12 protein-coding genes are annotated in these 14,985 nt (G+C 60.5%); 1 reads left to right on the forward strand and 11 read right to left on the reverse strand.

Annotation, left to right across the window (positions count from 1 at the left end; genetic code table 11):
- Positions 1-188 (forward strand): hypothetical protein (locus FO268_RS23005; RefSeq protein ID WP_225316704.1); only part of this gene is annotated, 188 nt, incomplete at its 5' end.
- A 161-nt stretch (positions 189-349) separates the two neighbouring features.
- Here the strand turns inward: FO268_RS23005 and purT are convergent.
- From purT to FO268_RS13575, 11 genes are all read right to left on the reverse strand, one after another.
- A complete protein-coding gene (gene purT / locus FO268_RS13525) occupies positions 350-1,540 on the reverse strand; it encodes a formate-dependent phosphoribosylglycinamide formyltransferase (protein ID WP_150993867.1) in 1,191 nt (396 codons plus the stop codon).
- A gap of 39 nt (positions 1,541-1,579) precedes the next feature.
- Entirely contained in the window at positions 1,580-1,762 is a 183-nt protein-coding gene (locus FO268_RS13530; protein ID WP_150993868.1) for a DUF1289 domain-containing protein, read from the reverse strand.
- Between the two features lie 53 nt (positions 1,763-1,815).
- On the reverse strand, positions 1,816-2,532 hold the full coding sequence (bluB, locus tag FO268_RS13535; protein ID WP_150993869.1) for a 5,6-dimethylbenzimidazole synthase: 717 nt from the start codon (positions 2,530-2,532) through the stop codon (positions 1,816-1,818).
- 3 nt (positions 2,533-2,535) lie between these two features.
- Positions 2,536-4,008, reverse strand: coding sequence for a cobyric acid synthase (locus tag FO268_RS13540; RefSeq protein ID WP_150993870.1), 1,473 nt, complete (start codon positions 4,006-4,008; stop codon positions 2,536-2,538).
- Between the two features lie 15 nt (positions 4,009-4,023).
- Positions 4,024-4,635, reverse strand: coding sequence for a cob(I)yrinic acid a,c-diamide adenosyltransferase (gene cobO, locus FO268_RS13545; RefSeq protein ID WP_150993871.1), 612 nt, complete (start codon positions 4,633-4,635; stop codon positions 4,024-4,026).
- Positions 4,628-5,959: a cobyrinate a,c-diamide synthase gene (locus FO268_RS13550; protein WP_150993872.1), complete on the reverse strand. Its 1,332-nt coding sequence runs from the start codon at positions 5,957-5,959 to the stop codon at positions 4,628-4,630. Before FO268_RS13550 ends, cobO begins: the two co-directional genes overlap by 8 nt.
- A 149-nt stretch (positions 5,960-6,108) precedes the next feature.
- Complete coding sequence (locus FO268_RS13555; RefSeq protein ID WP_150993873.1) at positions 6,109-6,882, reverse strand: ABC transporter ATP-binding protein; 774 nt, start codon at positions 6,880-6,882, stop codon at positions 6,109-6,111.
- Positions 6,882-7,796 carry a FecCD family ABC transporter permease gene (locus tag FO268_RS13560; RefSeq protein ID WP_227716480.1) on the reverse strand — a complete coding sequence of 305 codons (915 nt, stop codon included), beginning with the start codon at positions 7,794-7,796 and terminating at the stop codon, positions 6,882-6,884. Before FO268_RS13560 ends, FO268_RS13555 begins: the two co-directional genes overlap by 1 nt.
- A gap of 72 nt (positions 7,797-7,868) precedes the next feature.
- Positions 7,869-8,762, reverse strand: coding sequence for a cobalamin-binding protein (locus FO268_RS13565; protein ID WP_150993874.1), 894 nt, complete (start codon positions 8,760-8,762; stop codon positions 7,869-7,871).
- A complete protein-coding gene (locus FO268_RS13570; RefSeq protein WP_150993875.1) occupies positions 8,756-12,961 on the reverse strand; it encodes a cobaltochelatase subunit CobN in 4,206 nt (1,401 codons plus the stop codon). The genes FO268_RS13565 and FO268_RS13570 overlap by 7 nt, the downstream gene beginning before the upstream one ends.
- 24 nt (positions 12,962-12,985) lie before the next feature.
- Positions 12,986-14,947 carry a TonB-dependent receptor domain-containing protein gene (locus tag FO268_RS13575; RefSeq protein ID WP_318527303.1) on the reverse strand — a complete coding sequence of 654 codons (1,962 nt, stop codon included), beginning with the start codon at positions 14,945-14,947 and terminating at the stop codon, positions 12,986-12,988.
- Positions 14,948-14,985 lie beyond the last annotated feature (38 nt).

Genomic DNA, 14,985 nt, shown 5'->3' on the forward strand with positions numbered 1-14,985 from the left:
GATTCTCTATTCTTGCTCAAGACAAAACTCAATTTTCGACGAGTCACTGTCCTGATATTTCGTATCCGAAATACCTCGGCCAGCGCCCACACGAATTACTTGGTCAACTTTTTAAAGAGCGTTCGGGGCTTGCCCGATCAAGGTGGCGTATTCTACATCGAATCACCGCCTTGTCAACCGCTTTCTGAAGAATTTAAAAACTTGAAATCTTCAATTAATTCAAACGGTTGCCTTTCAATTTTTGACCCGCCTCAGCGGCGTGTCCCTCGAAAGAGATGCGTATTCTACAGAGCTCACTTGAGGTGTCAACGCTTCGTTAAAACTTTTTCGGGAAACCGACGAATTACCGTCAAAGTTCGATCTTTACAGCAGCGACTGCCCTGGTCGCCTTTTCTCTGGCTTCGTCAATTGAACCGCCGGTAGCAAGAGCCACTCCCATCCGCCGACGTCCTCTGAGTTCGGGTTTACCAAAAAGCCTGATATATATATCGGGCTCTGCCAGGGCTTTTTCAAGCCCAGAGTAAGCTACGGAGTCGGAATCTCCTTCCGGTAATATCACTGCAGAGGCTGACGGCCCCTGCTGACGTATTGCGGGTATGGGGAGCCCAAGGATCGCCCGGGCGTGTAATGCGAATTCTGAAAGATCCTGGGAAACCAGTGTCACCAGCCCGGTATCATGGGGGCGCGGCGACACTTCTGAAAACCACACCTCATCCCCCTTAACAAACAGCTCTACGCCGTAGACACCATAGCCACCAAGATTGTCGGCAACCGTTTCGGCGACTTCCCGGGAGCGAGCCAGCGCTTTGTCACTCATCGGCTGCGGCTGCCAGGATTCCCGGTAATCGCCGTCTTCCTGACGGTGACCGATCGGCTCACAGAAAGAGATGCCGTCACGATGCTTTACCGTCAGCAGAGTGATTTCGTAATCAAAGTCCACGAAGCCTTCTATAATCACCCTGCCCTTACCGGCGCGGCCACCTGTCTGCGCATAATCCCACGCGGGCTCGATATCCTCGCGGGACCTGACCGTGCTCTGGCCCTTACCAGACGAACTCATTACCGGCTTTACCACCAGGGGTAACCCGATGGCATCGACTGCGGCGAGATAGTCCTCTTTCGATTCCGCGAACCGGTACGGTGATGTGGCAAGCCCGAGCTCTTCGGCTGCCAGGCGCCGGATGCCTTCCCGGTTCATGGTCAGGTTCACAGCCCGCGCCGTGGGGATCACATGATAGCCTTCCTGCTCCAGCGCTACTAATTCAGGCGTGGCAATGGCTTCTATCTCTGGAACAATCAGGTTCGGTTTTTCCGCTTCGATAATGCGTCGGAGCGCCTCACCGTCAAGCATATCGACAACGTGGCTCCGGTGGGCGACCTGCATGGCCGGCGCATTGGCGTAACGATCAACCGCGATGACCTCCACGCCAAATCGCTGAAGCTCAATAACCACTTCCTTGCCGAGCTCACCTGAGCCACAAAACAGTACTCTGAAGGCATTTTCTTTCAGCGGAGTACCTATCCGAACGGTGTCAGTCATGATCTTGCCTGCCTGTGAAATTGATAAGTGCCCACTGTGTTAAATCAACGCCTTGCGCTCTCGCTCGGCAACTTTTTGCAGCACTTCACGTCGTTCTTCGTTGCTCATTGAAGACCAGCGGGTAATTTCCTCCCCGGTGCGGTGACAACCGACACACGTGTCATTGTCGTCCAGTGCGCAAATGCTCACACAGGGTGAGCGTACCTTGTCCGCGACTTTCATCCTGCTATCACCTCTCGCATAACCCATTACATGGCAGGCCGAAGGCCATCACTTTAACCTTTCCTGATCTCTGCATCTAATTCCGGTTCCGTCACCGGCTCCCCCCAGGAATTCCCATGTACCAGTTCCGACAATGGCAAACGCGCCCGCCAGCCCTTTTTCTCAAGCTCGGGCTGATCAAGAAATTCGCTGACATAGCCCAGACACAAATAAGCCAACGGATACACGTGCTCAGGCAGGTTTAGCGCACTGGCCAGTTTATTCTGATCGAGGATACTGACCCAGCCAGCTCCGATACCCTCTGCCCGTGCTGCCAGCCAGAAGTTCTGTACCGCCAGGCAGGTACTGAACAGATCCGTCTCCACGATCGAATTGCGACCCAGAACGTGAGTGCCACCGCGGCTACGATCGCAGGTTATGCAGAGATTCACGGGGCTTTCGAGAATGCCCTGCAGTTTGAGACTTTTATACTGGATATGACGATCGCCTTCGTAGTTATCCGCCGCTTTCAAGTTCTCCTCTTCGAAAATCGAGAGAACGGCCCGGCGCACATCTTTACTGTCGATCACGATAAAGTCCCACGGCTGCATGAATCCCACGGAGGGCGCGTGATGCGCCGCATTCAGCAGGCGGGCGAGAACGTCCGGGGGAATGGCGTCGGGAAGAAACTGGGAGCGCACATCCCGTCGCTCATGAATAGCGCGGTAGAGGCCTTGTGTTTCTTCCGCGCTGAATGGGCGATTCTGGTCTTTGCCGTCATTTCTTTTCATAGGTTACCCCTGATGATCCCTGGCCAGTCCCAGCAGTGTGTTCAGCAACTCAGTATCCAGACACTCCTCCACCAGGTCCGACAGCCGGTCCAGTTGCCCCAGCCGATGGGCCTTGTAATCCACCGCCTGACCTTGTCGACGCAGCCCAGCCCACTGCAGTAGTTCACTAGCCGCTTCCGCCTCGTCGAAAATACCGTGTACGTAGGTGCCCATTACCTGATTATCGTCACTGACAGCGCCATCAGGGCGGCCATCCAACCTCGTTAATGGGCGCTCCAGGGCCGGGCCGGTCGTGACGCCATTATGCATTTCATAGCCAGTCAACCTTGATTCCCCCAACCCAAGGTTGAACACGCCGGCCACCTCCTTCAATTGTTTGCCAGCAACCATGCACGTGGTGATATCCAACAGGCCCAACCCTTCGGTACGGGCGGTCTCACCTTCCAGACCATCGGGATCGACGACTTCCCGGCCCAGCATCTGGAAGCCTCCGCAGATGCCGAACACTTTGCCGCCATAACGTAAATGCTTACGGATTGCCTCAGGCCAGCCCTGGGCCTTCAGCCACTGCAGATCGTGGCAGGTACTTTTACTACCGGGCAATACAATCAGGTCTGCAGGAGGAATAGGCTGACCGGGGCCAATGAACTGCAGGTTGACTCCAGGATGCAACCGAAGCGGGTCGAAGTCATTGTGGTTGCTGATACGAGGCAATACCGGGATGATTACGTTCAGCGCCCCCGCATCGCTGTTCCCGCTTGTACCAACGCTGTCTTCGGCGTCAATCACCAGCCCATGCAGAAAGGGCAACACACCTGCCACCGGTTTGCCAGTGTGCTCAGCCAGCCATTCCAGACCCGGCTCCAGCAGCGCCCTGTCTCCACGGAAGCGGTTGATGATAAAACCTCTGGTGCGCCCGCGCTCGCTCTCCGAAAGGAGTTCCAGGGTGCCTACCAACTGGGCAAAAACACCGCCCTTGTCAATATCCCCAACGAGCAGCACTGGGCAGTCCGCCGCTTCGGCAAATCCCATGTTGGCTATGTCGTTGGTACGCAGGTTAATCTCCGCCGGGCTGCCGGCGCCTTCGGCAATGATTACGTCATACCGGGCGCTGAGATCATGCCAGGCTGCCATCACTGAATTCATCGCTTCTGCTTTGTACGCGTGGTAATCCAGCGCGTCCATATTGCCGTGAACACGACCCCGCAGGATCACCTGGGCCCCGCGGTCACTCTGGGGCTTGAGCAGCACCGGATTCATATCGCTGTGGGGTTCCAGGCCACAGGCCAGGGCCTGCAGGGCGGTGGAACGGCCGATTTCGCCTCCGTCGACAGTAACAGCGCTGTTCAGTGCCATGTTCTGGGGCTTGAACGGCGCTACGGACACACCCTGCCGCGCCAGCCAGCGGCATAGGGCGGCGACCACTGTGGTCTTGCCGGCGTCAGAGGTGGTGCCCTGGATCATGAGTGTGGTCATGGAGTTTCCGGCCTTCTACAGCTCAACGCCTTTCTGGGCCTTGATGCCCTGATCCTTGAAGGCATGTTTCACCACGCCCATTTCAGTAACCGTATCGGCAAGATCCACCAGCTCCTGGGGAGCGGAGCGACCAGTCACCACGACATGCTGCATTTCAGGACGACCCTGAAGGTCATCCAGGACCCGCTCCAGGTCGATATACTCGTACTTAAGAGCGATATTGAGTTCGTCCAGCAGGATCAGGTCGTAACTGTCGTCTTTCAACATTGCGGCAGCCACATCCCAGGCGGCGTTGGCGGCTTCCTCGTCCTGCTCCCGATTCCTGGTTTCCCAGGTGTAGCCCTGGCCCATAACGTGGTAATCCACATTGGGCAGGTCGCGGAAGAAGGCGTGTTCACCGGTACTGAACGCTCCCTTGATGAACTGGACAATGCCCACTTTCATGCCGTGGCCGAGGGCCCGGGCAACCATGCCAAAGCCGGAGCTGCTCTTGCCTTTGCCGGGGCCGGTGAGCACCAGCAACACGCCCTGCTCATTCTGGGCACGGGCGATGCGGTCGCGCATGATCTTCTGCTTTGCTTCCATGCGGCGGGCATGGCGTTCCGGGTCTTTGGCGCGTTCACGCATGGTGTGTCTCCTTCGAAGTGGAAATTGGCGTGATGGCTTCCCCCCTGAAAATAGCCGCCACCAGTTCTGGCGCCGAGGGGAAATAGCCGTGAAAATAGCTGGCCACCAGGCCGTTGTGGCAGAACACCGGCTCCGCTTCAGTACCCGCAATCTTGCGGGTGCGGGCCGTTGGAATCCAGCCGGTCTCAAGGCGGGAATGATGGTAGGTGTGGCCTCTAAGTTCGCCCTGCTCTGTCGTCAGGCTTTGTAGCCCCAACGCCTGCAGCTTGCCCGCCATTTCAACATGGCCCGGCATCAGGCCCAGCATGGGGTGGTTCTCTCCGTTCTTGTCCACCAGTGCTTCCGTACAGGCCATCAACCCGCCGCACTCCGCCAGCATTGGCTTACCCGCCCCGTGATGGTTTCGAATCGCCTCGAGCATCGCGGTATTGGCGGCCAAAGCCGCGCCGTGTAACTCGGGGTAGCCTCCGGGCAACCACAAAGCATCGGCCTCGGGTAATTCGCTGTCTGCCAGAGGCGAGAAAAACGTCACCTCCGCACCCATTGCCGCAAGCAGGTCCAGGTTGCCACGGTAGAGAAAACTGAAGGCGGCATCTCTGGCAATGGCAATGCGAACGCCTTCCAGCAGCCGGGGTGGTGGTGCCGGTGCCTCGGCGGTCAGGGTCACTTCCTGCGGCAGACCATCCAGCCCGGCCTCTGCGAGCACTTGCGCGGCGGCATCTAGGCGCTGGTCCAGGTCATCCAGTTCACCGGCCTGGACCAGGCCCAGGTGCCGGTCCGGTATGTTCATGGCCTCGTTGCGAGGGATCGCCCCCAGCAAACTGATCCCCTCTGGCAGGCTCTCCCGCAGCATATCGCCATGGCGGGGGCTGCCAATGCGGTTGGCGATCACCTGGAAAACCGGCAACTCCGGGTCAAATGTTGCGAGCCCCAGAGCCACGGCCCCAAAGGTCTGAGCCATGCCCCGGGCATCGATTACCGGCAACGCCGGTATACCCATCAGCTTGGCCAGGTCCGCGCTCGAGGGGTCGCCATCGAACAGCCCCATGGAGCCTTCAACCAGAATCAGATCCGCATCCTGGGCCGCTTCAGTCAGACGCCAGCGGCACTCGTCCTCGCCAGTCATCCAGGGGTGCAGCTGATACACCAACTGGTCGGAGGCGACTTCCAATACCATGGGATCCAGATAATCCGGGCCATGTTTGAACACCCTCACCTTGCGCCCAGCGTTTCGGTGCAACCTAGCTAATGCCGCTGTCACCATGGATTTACCCTGGCCGGAGCCTGGAGCGGTTATCATTGCAGCTGCTACGGTTGCTTTCATGGTATCCACCGTGTCCGAAACTTTGGGTGTAAGCATTGGTCGGGGAGCACCTTGCGGGACGCGCTGTGAATACGTCCATGTACGCTCGACAAAAACATCCATGTTTTTGACGGTCCCGCAAGGTGCTCCCCGACCAACGCCCTGAACTTTCATCGGGCCTTCTTGGGCACAAACAAAGGCGCCCCATCCACTTCTACCGTGAGCAATTCCTGGTCATAAAGTCTTTCAAGCGCGGCGGGCGCCAGCATTCGTTCCGCTGGCCCCCAACAGGCATCACCGTTCGGATAGAGCAATAACAGATGGTTGCACCATCGGGCTGCCAGATTAAGATCATGCAGGCACATGAAAACGGAGCGGCCGCTTCGGGCCTGCTCTGTCAGCAACTCCAGCACTGATACCTGATGGTGGAGATCCAGATGGTTGGTGGGCTCATCCAACAGCCAGGTATCCGGTGCCTGGGTCAGTACCGTAGCAATCGCCACGCGCTGGCGTTCGCCGCCGGAGAGCGTGCTTACCAGGCGGTCACTTAGCTGACCAACATCCAGCGTTTCCAGAGCCTGCCGCGCAATTCGCTCATCCTCTCCGGATTCCATCTGCCAGGGCGATAGCCAGGGATGGCGGCCGATCAGGGCGGTTTCCAGTACCGTTGCCGGGAAGCCGTCCTGGCGCTCCTGGAATACCAGACCCAGTTGTTGCGAAATCTGTCGGCGTCGCAGTTCTGTTAATGAGTAGTCAGCGAGGCAAACGGTTCCCTGTCGAGGCGGTCGCAAACCAGCCAGGGTATGCAGCAAGGTAGTCTTGCCAGCGCCGTTTGGACCCAGCACGCCCCAGATCTGGCCCGGCTCGACGGTGAAGCTCAATGGTTGGCCATCGTCCCGGCCCGGAATGTCGATCACCAGTTCTTTTGCCCGTAACGGATTCATCAGCGGCTCCGGTACAGTAAATAAAGGAAGGTGGGCACGCCCAGCAAGGCCGTAATTACGCCCACTGGCAACTGCTCCGGGGCAATCACCACCCGTGCCAGGGTGTCCGCCAGTACCAGCAAGGTCCCACCCGCTAAAGCACAGGCGGGCAGGATCAGGCGCTGATCATTGCCCAGTACCAGCCTGAGCATATGGGGCACCACCAGGCCCACAAAACCGATACTGCCGGCCATGGTAACGGCGGTGGCGGTCAGCAGACTGGCAAGAATGTAGATGGTCCACTCCAGTGGTCGCACCGCAACCCCCAGCGCCGCCGCCTGCATCGGACCCCGCGCCAGAACGTTCAGGCTTCGGCCCAGTGGGACGACCAGCAGGCACACCAGAAGCAGCAGAACCAGGGCGGGCCAGGGTGAGCGGGCGTAGGACACATCCCCCATCAGCCAGTACAGCATGCCCGGCAGGCGCTGGGCCGGGCTTATAGCCAGCATCAGCGTAATCACAGCACCCCAGCCGGCGGCCACCACCACTCCAGTAAGCAACAGTCGCGAAGGTGTCCAGCTGCCGGTACCGTGTGCCAGCCCGAATACCATCAGGGTCGCCAGCAGCGCACCCGCAAAAGCCGAGCCGGAAACAATCAGGCCCCCCAGGCCTGCCAGCATGGCCAGCAAGGCGCCCACGGCCGCTCCCCCTGAAAGCCCGAGAACATACGGGTCCGCCAGCGGGTTGCGCAGCAACACCTGCATCAGGGCTCCGGCCACTGCCAGCAAACCGCCGGTGGCAAACGCCGACAGAGTGCGGGGCAGCCGCAGTTCGAGTACCAGGGTCTGTTGCAGACCGCTGCCCTCGCCCAGGATAACCGCCAGCACCTGCCCCGGCGGTACACTCACGCTGCCGGTGCCCACCGACAGCACCATGGCGGCCAGGCCAGCCAGGACCAGCACCAATAACGGCTTGAGCAGAGGCCGGCTCACAGTCGCCCTCTCCTGTCAGCGCCTGGCACGGGCATCATCCAGTTTTTCACAGAACAGGCGGGAGCCTTCCAGCATGCGCGGCGTGGGACGCTGCACCAGGGAAGGTGGAATAAAGTACAGGTTGTCCTTGCCGGTGGCTTCGATACTGGGGAATTCCTCCCAGCGGGTCAGCCAGTGGCGGTTTTCTTCACCCATACCGCCGGCGAGGATGGCTTCGGGGTTGGCACCGATAACCGCTTCGGGGCTGATCCTGGGTACCAGCCGCTCCAGGTCACCAAACACATTGACCCCGCCGCACAGGGTGATCACCTTGCCGATCAGGTGTTCATCGTTCACCGTCATCAGTGGCTCATCCCAGACCTGGTAAAACACCGGTACCGGCTCCGCATCGCGGTATTGCGCCTCCAGTTCCGCGATGCCCCGGCGGAATCGATGCGCTTCAGCAAAGCCTTCCTCTTCCGTACCTGCCAGGGTGGCCAGCCGTTCAATGGTGTGGGAGACCGCCTCGAAGGTGCGGGGCTCAATGGAGAATACGGGCAGCCCCAGTTCTTTCAACGCCTCAAGCTGCTCAGGCGGGTTGCCGGTGACCCAGCCAATCACCAGATCCGGCTCCAGCTCCATCAGCCGTTCCAGATCCATGCGAGTGTGGCTACCTACGGAGGTGACGTCTTTGGCTTCTTCCGGGTAGTCGCTGTAAGACACCACCGCCACCACCTGATCCCCGGCACCGGCTGCCCACACCAGCTCGGTGGCGCCGGGGGACAGCGCGGCAATGCGGCTGGCCGGCTGTTCAAGGCAAACCTGCTCACCGGTATCGTCCCTGGCACACACCTCACCGGCTACGGCGGTACCCTGCCAAAGTAGTGAGGCAGCAACGATCACCTGGAGTGGAGTGGGAAACGTCAGCATGAGCTCACCCGATTGTTCTGATTATCGCATTCATCATTGGCCGCAGGTAACGATTGATATGCGGGCGAACCACCCTTGCGAGCGGATTCGAAGGCCTCACGCTGCTGCGGTTCCAGCTGCTCCGCCACCCAGTCCATCAACGGATGGTCCGGACGGGTGTGGCCGCTGCCTGGCAGGCCATGGTCGATGATATTACCGGCGAAGTCACGGGCCAGGGACTGGCGGGTAAACACATCCGTCTCCCAGAAGCCGCGCTGGGCAGCCAGCAACGCAATGGCCTGCATGTGGGTCTTGACGTGGACATTGTGCCCCTCGGCCAGGAAGTCATCCAGGCCGATATCGTGACGATCCTGGAAGTACACCTCGTTGATCTCGTCCCAGACACTGGAACGCAACACCTGGGGGCTGGTGATCTGCCAGCCCCAGAGGTTATCGAGGAAGTCGCTGCCCATGGTGCGGGCGCCGGCATAGCCGTGTTCCATCAATGGAACAAGCCATTGCGGGTTAAGGTTGCGGGCTCGCAGTTCCACCTGCAAGGCGCGCTCAAGGGAATCTATCCGCGGATTCTTCGGCTCCGCGTACTGAAGCACCCGGTTCCGGGGTGGTTCGCCGCGAAGGTGCTCCACGGCATTGGAGAGGCCGCCCTGGAAGTCGAAGCCGTCGTCGTTGTCCAGCAAGCCATAGAGATGGCTGGCCCGGCCCAGATAGGTATGGTTCACCGTATGCAACTGCCGGTCAAAAGCCCCATGGGCAGACTCGCCCTGATGGCCCTTGCCATACACATGCCCCATACGACGACGATAGGCATCGCCCAGCTGGTCCCGATCCTGCCAGGCGCCGGAGCGGGAGGCCAAGCGGTTGACGCCGGCACCGTAGGAGCCAGGCGCAGTACCGAAGACCCGGTAGGCGGCCTGGGAGCCGGCGTCCCGGGCCGAGGCACCCGCCGCCAGCAAGACCCGGGTATCTGCCACCCAGCGAGCCGCCACGCCGTTGGTTTCCAGGGTTTCACTGCCGGGGTCCCGCATCTCCACCGGTAACGTCGACAGGGCTTCGTCCAGGGCATCCGTCAGCTCGGGATGTTCCGCTTTGATAGTGTTGGCCGCTCCGGCCAGAGCATAACGGGAGGCCAGGTCCAGCCATTCCAGTTGCCCTTCATACAGGTCACGGAACAGACCGGAAGTGGTGAATACCACATTGCGCCGCTCCGGGGTGTCGGTACCCGGCCCTGCGGGCAGGCGCTCCAGGCCCTTGACGATGCCCCGGCTGTTCCACACCGGCCGGATGCCCAGCAGTTTCATACCGAAGGCAATCATCACGCCTTCGTCCCGCACCGTGTCGGAAGCCCAGAGGACCAGGGCGTCGCTGTCACCCTGTGCTCTGGTTTTGTCCGCCACCGCCTCTTCGGACAGTTCCTGCGCCAGGGACCAGGCCACACGGGTAGGGATCAGGTCATCGGACAGGGCGTGAAAGTTGCGGCCTGTGGGCAATACCGCGGGCGTGCGCAGCGGGTCGTTACCCTGCCCCGGCGCCACGAACCTGCCCGCCAACGCGTTGAGGAAGCTCCGGCGCTCTGCTGCTGGCGAGGCCTCCAGGTTCTTCCGCCACTCTGATTCGGGCGTGCCGGACTTGCCGGCCATGGACTCCAGCATGGTGTCCACCATTTCCGCACTCCAGTCCCGACCAAACACATGCAGACCAAGGGGCATGAAATGTTCCTGCATATCGGTCACATAATGGCCTGCTTCGTGCACCAGCAAGTCCGGCGACAGTTCGTCAACGGACACCTCATCCTCCGACAGCCCCATCTCTCCGGCGATTTCCCGCTCCAGGTCCTCACCGATGTCGAGCACCTGTATCTTTTCCCGCAACAATGTAAGCGCCCGTTCCCGGGTGGGGCTGTCGGGTTCGTTGGCGGACTCCCAGGTTTCCACCAGTTGCCGCAGTTCCAGCAGGTCGTCGTAGAGCTCGGTGGCTGCCAGCGGTGGCGTCAGGTGGCTGATCATCACCGCCAGGGCCCGGCGCTTGGCCTGTATGCCCTCGCCTACCCCATCGACGATGTAGGGATAGATCAGCGGGAGGTCGCCCCCCAGCAGATCCGGGTAGTCATCACCGGTGAGACCGGCACGGCGACGGGGAAGGAATTCCCGGGTTGAGTGACGGCCAACGTATACCAGGGCATCCGCCTGGTAGTGCTCCCGCAGCCAGTGGTAGAAGCCCACATATTGATGGGTGGGCGGGAAGGTAAGGTTGGCATGCAGTATTTCCTCGTCCACTTCCCAGCCCCGGGGCGGCTGCGGGCCGATGTAGATATTACCGAAACGCAGGCCGGGGAATATCAGTTGATCATTGACCACCATTGACTTGCCCGGCGCTTCACCCCAGCCCTTCAGGCCGGGGATGCCGATGTTGGCCAGGGCATCGCGGCTGGTCTTCAGCTCGTCCTGATGGCCGCCTTCGTTCAGCCGCCGCTGCCAGAGGGCCTCGTACTCATCCAGTTTTACCAGGGCCTGCTTTCGGTTGGGGTGCTGCAGGTGCTCAATCAGGTGGCGCAGGTCGCGGATGCCCCGGCTCAGTAGGCCCGTGGCCAGGGCCTTCTCACCCATTCCGTGGGCCTGCTCCAGGCGTTCATGCAGGTAGCCCAGGGGGCCATGGGTCATCTCCTGTTGCACCACGACGGGCAGGGTTTCCAGGTAACGCTGATAGGTGTCGCTGTCCATGGACGCCGCCTTCCCGGCCATCTCCTCCAGGCCGCGGGGATCATCCGGCAGGTTCACACCTCGCTGCTGGATCATGTCATTGAGGGCTTCCGGGCTGTCCGGCAGCGGGCCGGTATCGTAGCCTTCCGCTTTCAGCCAGGTCAGCATTTCGTAGAGGGAGGCGGGCACATCGAGATTGTCCGCACCGATGTTCTGGCGCCCCGGCGGGTGGTTGTAGTAGATGATGGCCACCCGCTTGTGGGCATTGTTTTTTGCCTGAAGGGTCTGCCAGCGCTTGAGGCGGTCTGCCACCGCCTCGACCCGCTCCGGCACCGGTTGCGTCAGGGTCAGGGCCACACCGGTTTTTTCATCGATTACTTCCGGTTCGGCAGTGGCCAGCACCATGGGCTGACTAACACCCTGCAGCTCCGGCATGGCCAGCTTGTAGTGCACCTTGTCGGCGGGAATGCCATCCACCGACAGCTGCCATTGGTTGACAGTGCGTGAGGCCAGCCGCAGGCCCTTGATGACCGGTACATTCAGCCGTGTCAGTGCCTCGGTGACCTGGCGCCGGCCCTCGCCGCCGCCGATGGTAAAGTCCTGCAGGCTGACGATGCCGGACAAGGTCGCGGGCCCAACCGTATTATTCAAATTGCGGACCGCTTCGAGGCTGGCCCCGCCCCAGCGGGACAGCACGGCAAAACACTGGATATCCCGCGCTTCAAGGGCGTCGCAGGTGGCATCCAGCAAGGCCCGGTCACCCGGGCGGTCGCCGCTGTCCAGATCCAGCAGGGTCACCACCGGGCCAGCTCTCAGGTTCAGGTCTGCCGGGTCTTTGGTGGCTTCGTCGTTGCGGTAGTAGCGAATCAGCGCCCGGGGTGGCAGGTCCGGTACCTCCAGCTCCTCGCCCGCCTGCACCAGCAGCCAACGCAACAGCCCATCCAGATGCTGCGGGGTGCGGCCCTGGTAGAGACCGCGCCCGTCCAGCCAGGGCACCTGCTGCGGGAATTGCTGCCGCAGATTGTCCCGGTGGGCCTTGACATCCGCACCCGGGTCGGGCGCTTTCATCAGCTCGTTCAATGCGGACGCGTCCAACCCGTCCAGCACGGCACGACCTTCCAGCCGCGACAACCGTGTCAGCGCCCGGTCACCATTAACTGCCAGTATGGGAAAGTGGCGTTCTGCCGCCTGCTCGCGCACCGCCTGCTCGAGCCGACCCACCTGGTCGCCGAATACCGCTGCCAGCAGCAGGGCATCGGCCTGGCCCAACAGCTCAGCCAGTGCCCGGTTGTCCAGGCTGGCGAGCTGTTCCGGGGTGCGCAACATTACCCGATGATCCGGATGGGCGGCGAGAAACCGTTCCGCGCCCGCAGCCATTTCTGCCGCCGAGCGCTCCGATACCACGCCGACGACCGTGGCCGCCTGCAGCGGCAAGACAATCACCAATCCGGTCAGCAGACTTAGCATAAAGCCGGTCAGACGACGTATTCCTGGCTGCAGCATCCTGCTTTACCTTTTCAGTTGGATTTAACGAAAGTCGTGTCGGACTGACAGGAAGCCCGCAGTGCCGGCTGCAAGATACTCGGTACCGTCAAATCGTTGAGCCGTGGCGTACTCTTTATCCGTCACGTTCTTCAGAGTCAGGCGCGCGTTCCAGTCCCGGGCAAATTCCCAGCCAGCACGCAGGTCGAGGGTGGCATAGCCCGGCAACCGGTCTTCGTTATCGGCATCGTCGTAACGGTAGCCGCTGGCCTGAATGGTACCGCCGAAGCTCCATGCGCCCAGCTCCCGGTCCAGATCGACCCGCAGGGTCTGATGGCTGCGGCGGCGAAGGCGATTGTCGGTTTCTCGATCACGGGGATCGAGCAGGGTGAGCCGTGCGGCCAGATCCCAGTCGTAGGCACGGAATCCGGAACCCATTTCGATACCGCGAATACGCGCTTCGCTGACGTTCACAGGGCGGGAGTCCCCGTTGACGGTCTGGATATCGATCAGGTCATCCACGTCGAGCTGGTAAATAGCGGCATCCCAGTACCATTCCTCGTAACGGCCGCTCATACCCACCTCTACCGAGCTGCCCTTTTCCGGCTCGAGGTCCGGGTTGCCCGCATAGGTGCCGCCAAAACTGAAGGTTTCCAGCGGGTAGTAGAGGTCATTGAAGGTGGGAGCACGGAAGGAGGTGCCGTAGCTCACCCTCATTCGATGAGAGCGATCAAAGGAGTGACCCACGGCAATACCGCCGGTCTCCTGGCGGCCGTAGGCTTCGTTATCGTCTCCCCGCAGTGCCAGCTGAATATCCGAAGGGCCGAAATTCAGTCGTAGCTGGCTGAACAGTGCAGCGTTGGTGCGGCTGTCTTCGTCAAAATTCGTGGAGCTTTCTACCTCGTCCGATTGCAACTCGCCGCCGACAGCCAGCTCATGAACACCTCCAGTGATGGTGTTTTCCCACCGCGCCGTTCGGGTCTTGGTGTTGAAGACGGAATCGCCGGCAGTACGAAAGCTCTCCTGCTCATCGGCAGCTTCGGAGAGCTGGATGGAGCTGTTCCAGTAATCGCTGACAGGGGTATCAAGCCTGAGGCCAACAGTACGGATCATGAAATCCGAGTCGCCACCGTCAAACTCGGTATTGCCCTCGGATTGCATCATTACGGCACTGGCCTCGCCACCGTTGGGCAGCTCATGGACAACACGACCAACACCGGCGGTATTGCGAAAGCCCTTGTCTTCTCCATCTTCAGCAATACGGGTGCCGTCGGTTTCCTTGTGAAGCCCACTGAGGCTGAATCGGGTCGATCCTGTGCTTGCAGTTGCTCCGGCACTGGTTTTCTGGGTATTGAAGTTGCCAGCTCCTGTCTCCACCCAGCCTTTATTGCCGCGCTTCGGATCCAGGGTGAACGCCTGGATGACACCCCCTACCGCATCGGCGCCGTACAACGCGCTGCGCGGGCCACGAACAATCTCTACCCGCTCTACCAGTTCTGCCGGGAAATACTGCCAGGGTGCACCACCGCTTGTGGCGGATCGCAAACGTATGCCGTCCACCAGGAATACCGTCGAATCGTTGGTCGTCCCACGGGTGAACACGCTTGTATTTTTGCCGAAAGAGCCGTTGGTCACCAGGTCAATACCTGGCTGGCCACGCAACAACTCGTTGAATTCAGTGGGAGCCTGGCGCCGGATGGCTTCTTCCTCTACCACGGTTACCGAGGACAGGCTCTCTCCCGCCGTCCGCGGCCCGATTGTGGCAGTCACCACAATCGGATCCAGCTCCCGGGCGCCGTCAATTTCGTCGGCGTTCACGTTAAGTGCGGGTAAAAAAACAAGGGGCAGACCGGACAAAAGTACCGGCACAGTTTTGCTAGCAAAAGCCATAATCAACACTCGCTGTTTAACCATGCGCACCCGCATGGCGATTCTTGTAGTGTTGCGAAGGGTGATTGCGAGGATGGGGGCAGGATACGGGCCGGTCCACAGGTGTGAAGCCGACACAACTCACCCACCACCGTCGCCCTCCGCAACTTCGGGTG

It is taken from the genome of Marinobacter denitrificans (assembly GCF_008795955.1).
GTDB lineage: Bacteria > Pseudomonadota > Gammaproteobacteria > Pseudomonadales > Oleiphilaceae > Marinobacter > Marinobacter denitrificans.

Excerpts from the sequence above, each read along its gene's own strand:
- purT (WP_150993867.1), bottom strand. The coding sequence starts at position 1,540 with ATGACTGACACCGTTCGGATAGGTACTCCGCTGAAAGAAAATGCCTTC.
- FO268_RS13530 (WP_150993868.1), bottom strand. The coding sequence starts at position 1,762 with ATGAAAGTCGCGGACAAGGTACGCTCACCCTGTGTGAGCATTTGCGCA.
- bluB (WP_150993869.1), bottom strand. The coding sequence starts at position 2,532 with ATGAAAAGAAATGACGGCAAAGACCAGAATCGCCCATTCAGCGCGGAA.
- FO268_RS13540 (WP_150993870.1), bottom strand. The coding sequence starts at position 4,008 with ATGACCACACTCATGATCCAGGGCACCACCTCTGACGCCGGCAAGACC.
- cobO (WP_150993871.1), bottom strand. The coding sequence starts at position 4,635 with ATGCGTGAACGCGCCAAAGACCCGGAACGCCATGCCCGCCGCATGGAA.
- FO268_RS13550 (WP_150993872.1), bottom strand. The coding sequence starts at position 5,959 with ATGAAAGCAACCGTAGCAGCTGCAATGATAACCGCTCCAGGCTCCGGC.
- FO268_RS13555 (WP_150993873.1), bottom strand. The coding sequence starts at position 6,882 with ATGAATCCGTTACGGGCAAAAGAACTGGTGATCGACATTCCGGGCCGG.
- FO268_RS13560 (WP_227716480.1), bottom strand. The coding sequence starts at position 7,796 with ATGGTGCTGTCGGTGGGCACCGGCAGCGTGAGTGTACCGCCGGGGCAG.
- FO268_RS13565 (WP_150993874.1), bottom strand. The coding sequence starts at position 8,762 with ATGCTGACGTTTCCCACTCCACTCCAGGTGATCGTTGCTGCCTCACTA.
- FO268_RS13570 (WP_150993875.1), bottom strand. The coding sequence starts at position 12,961 with ATGCTGCAGCCAGGAATACGTCGTCTGACCGGCTTTATGCTAAGTCTG.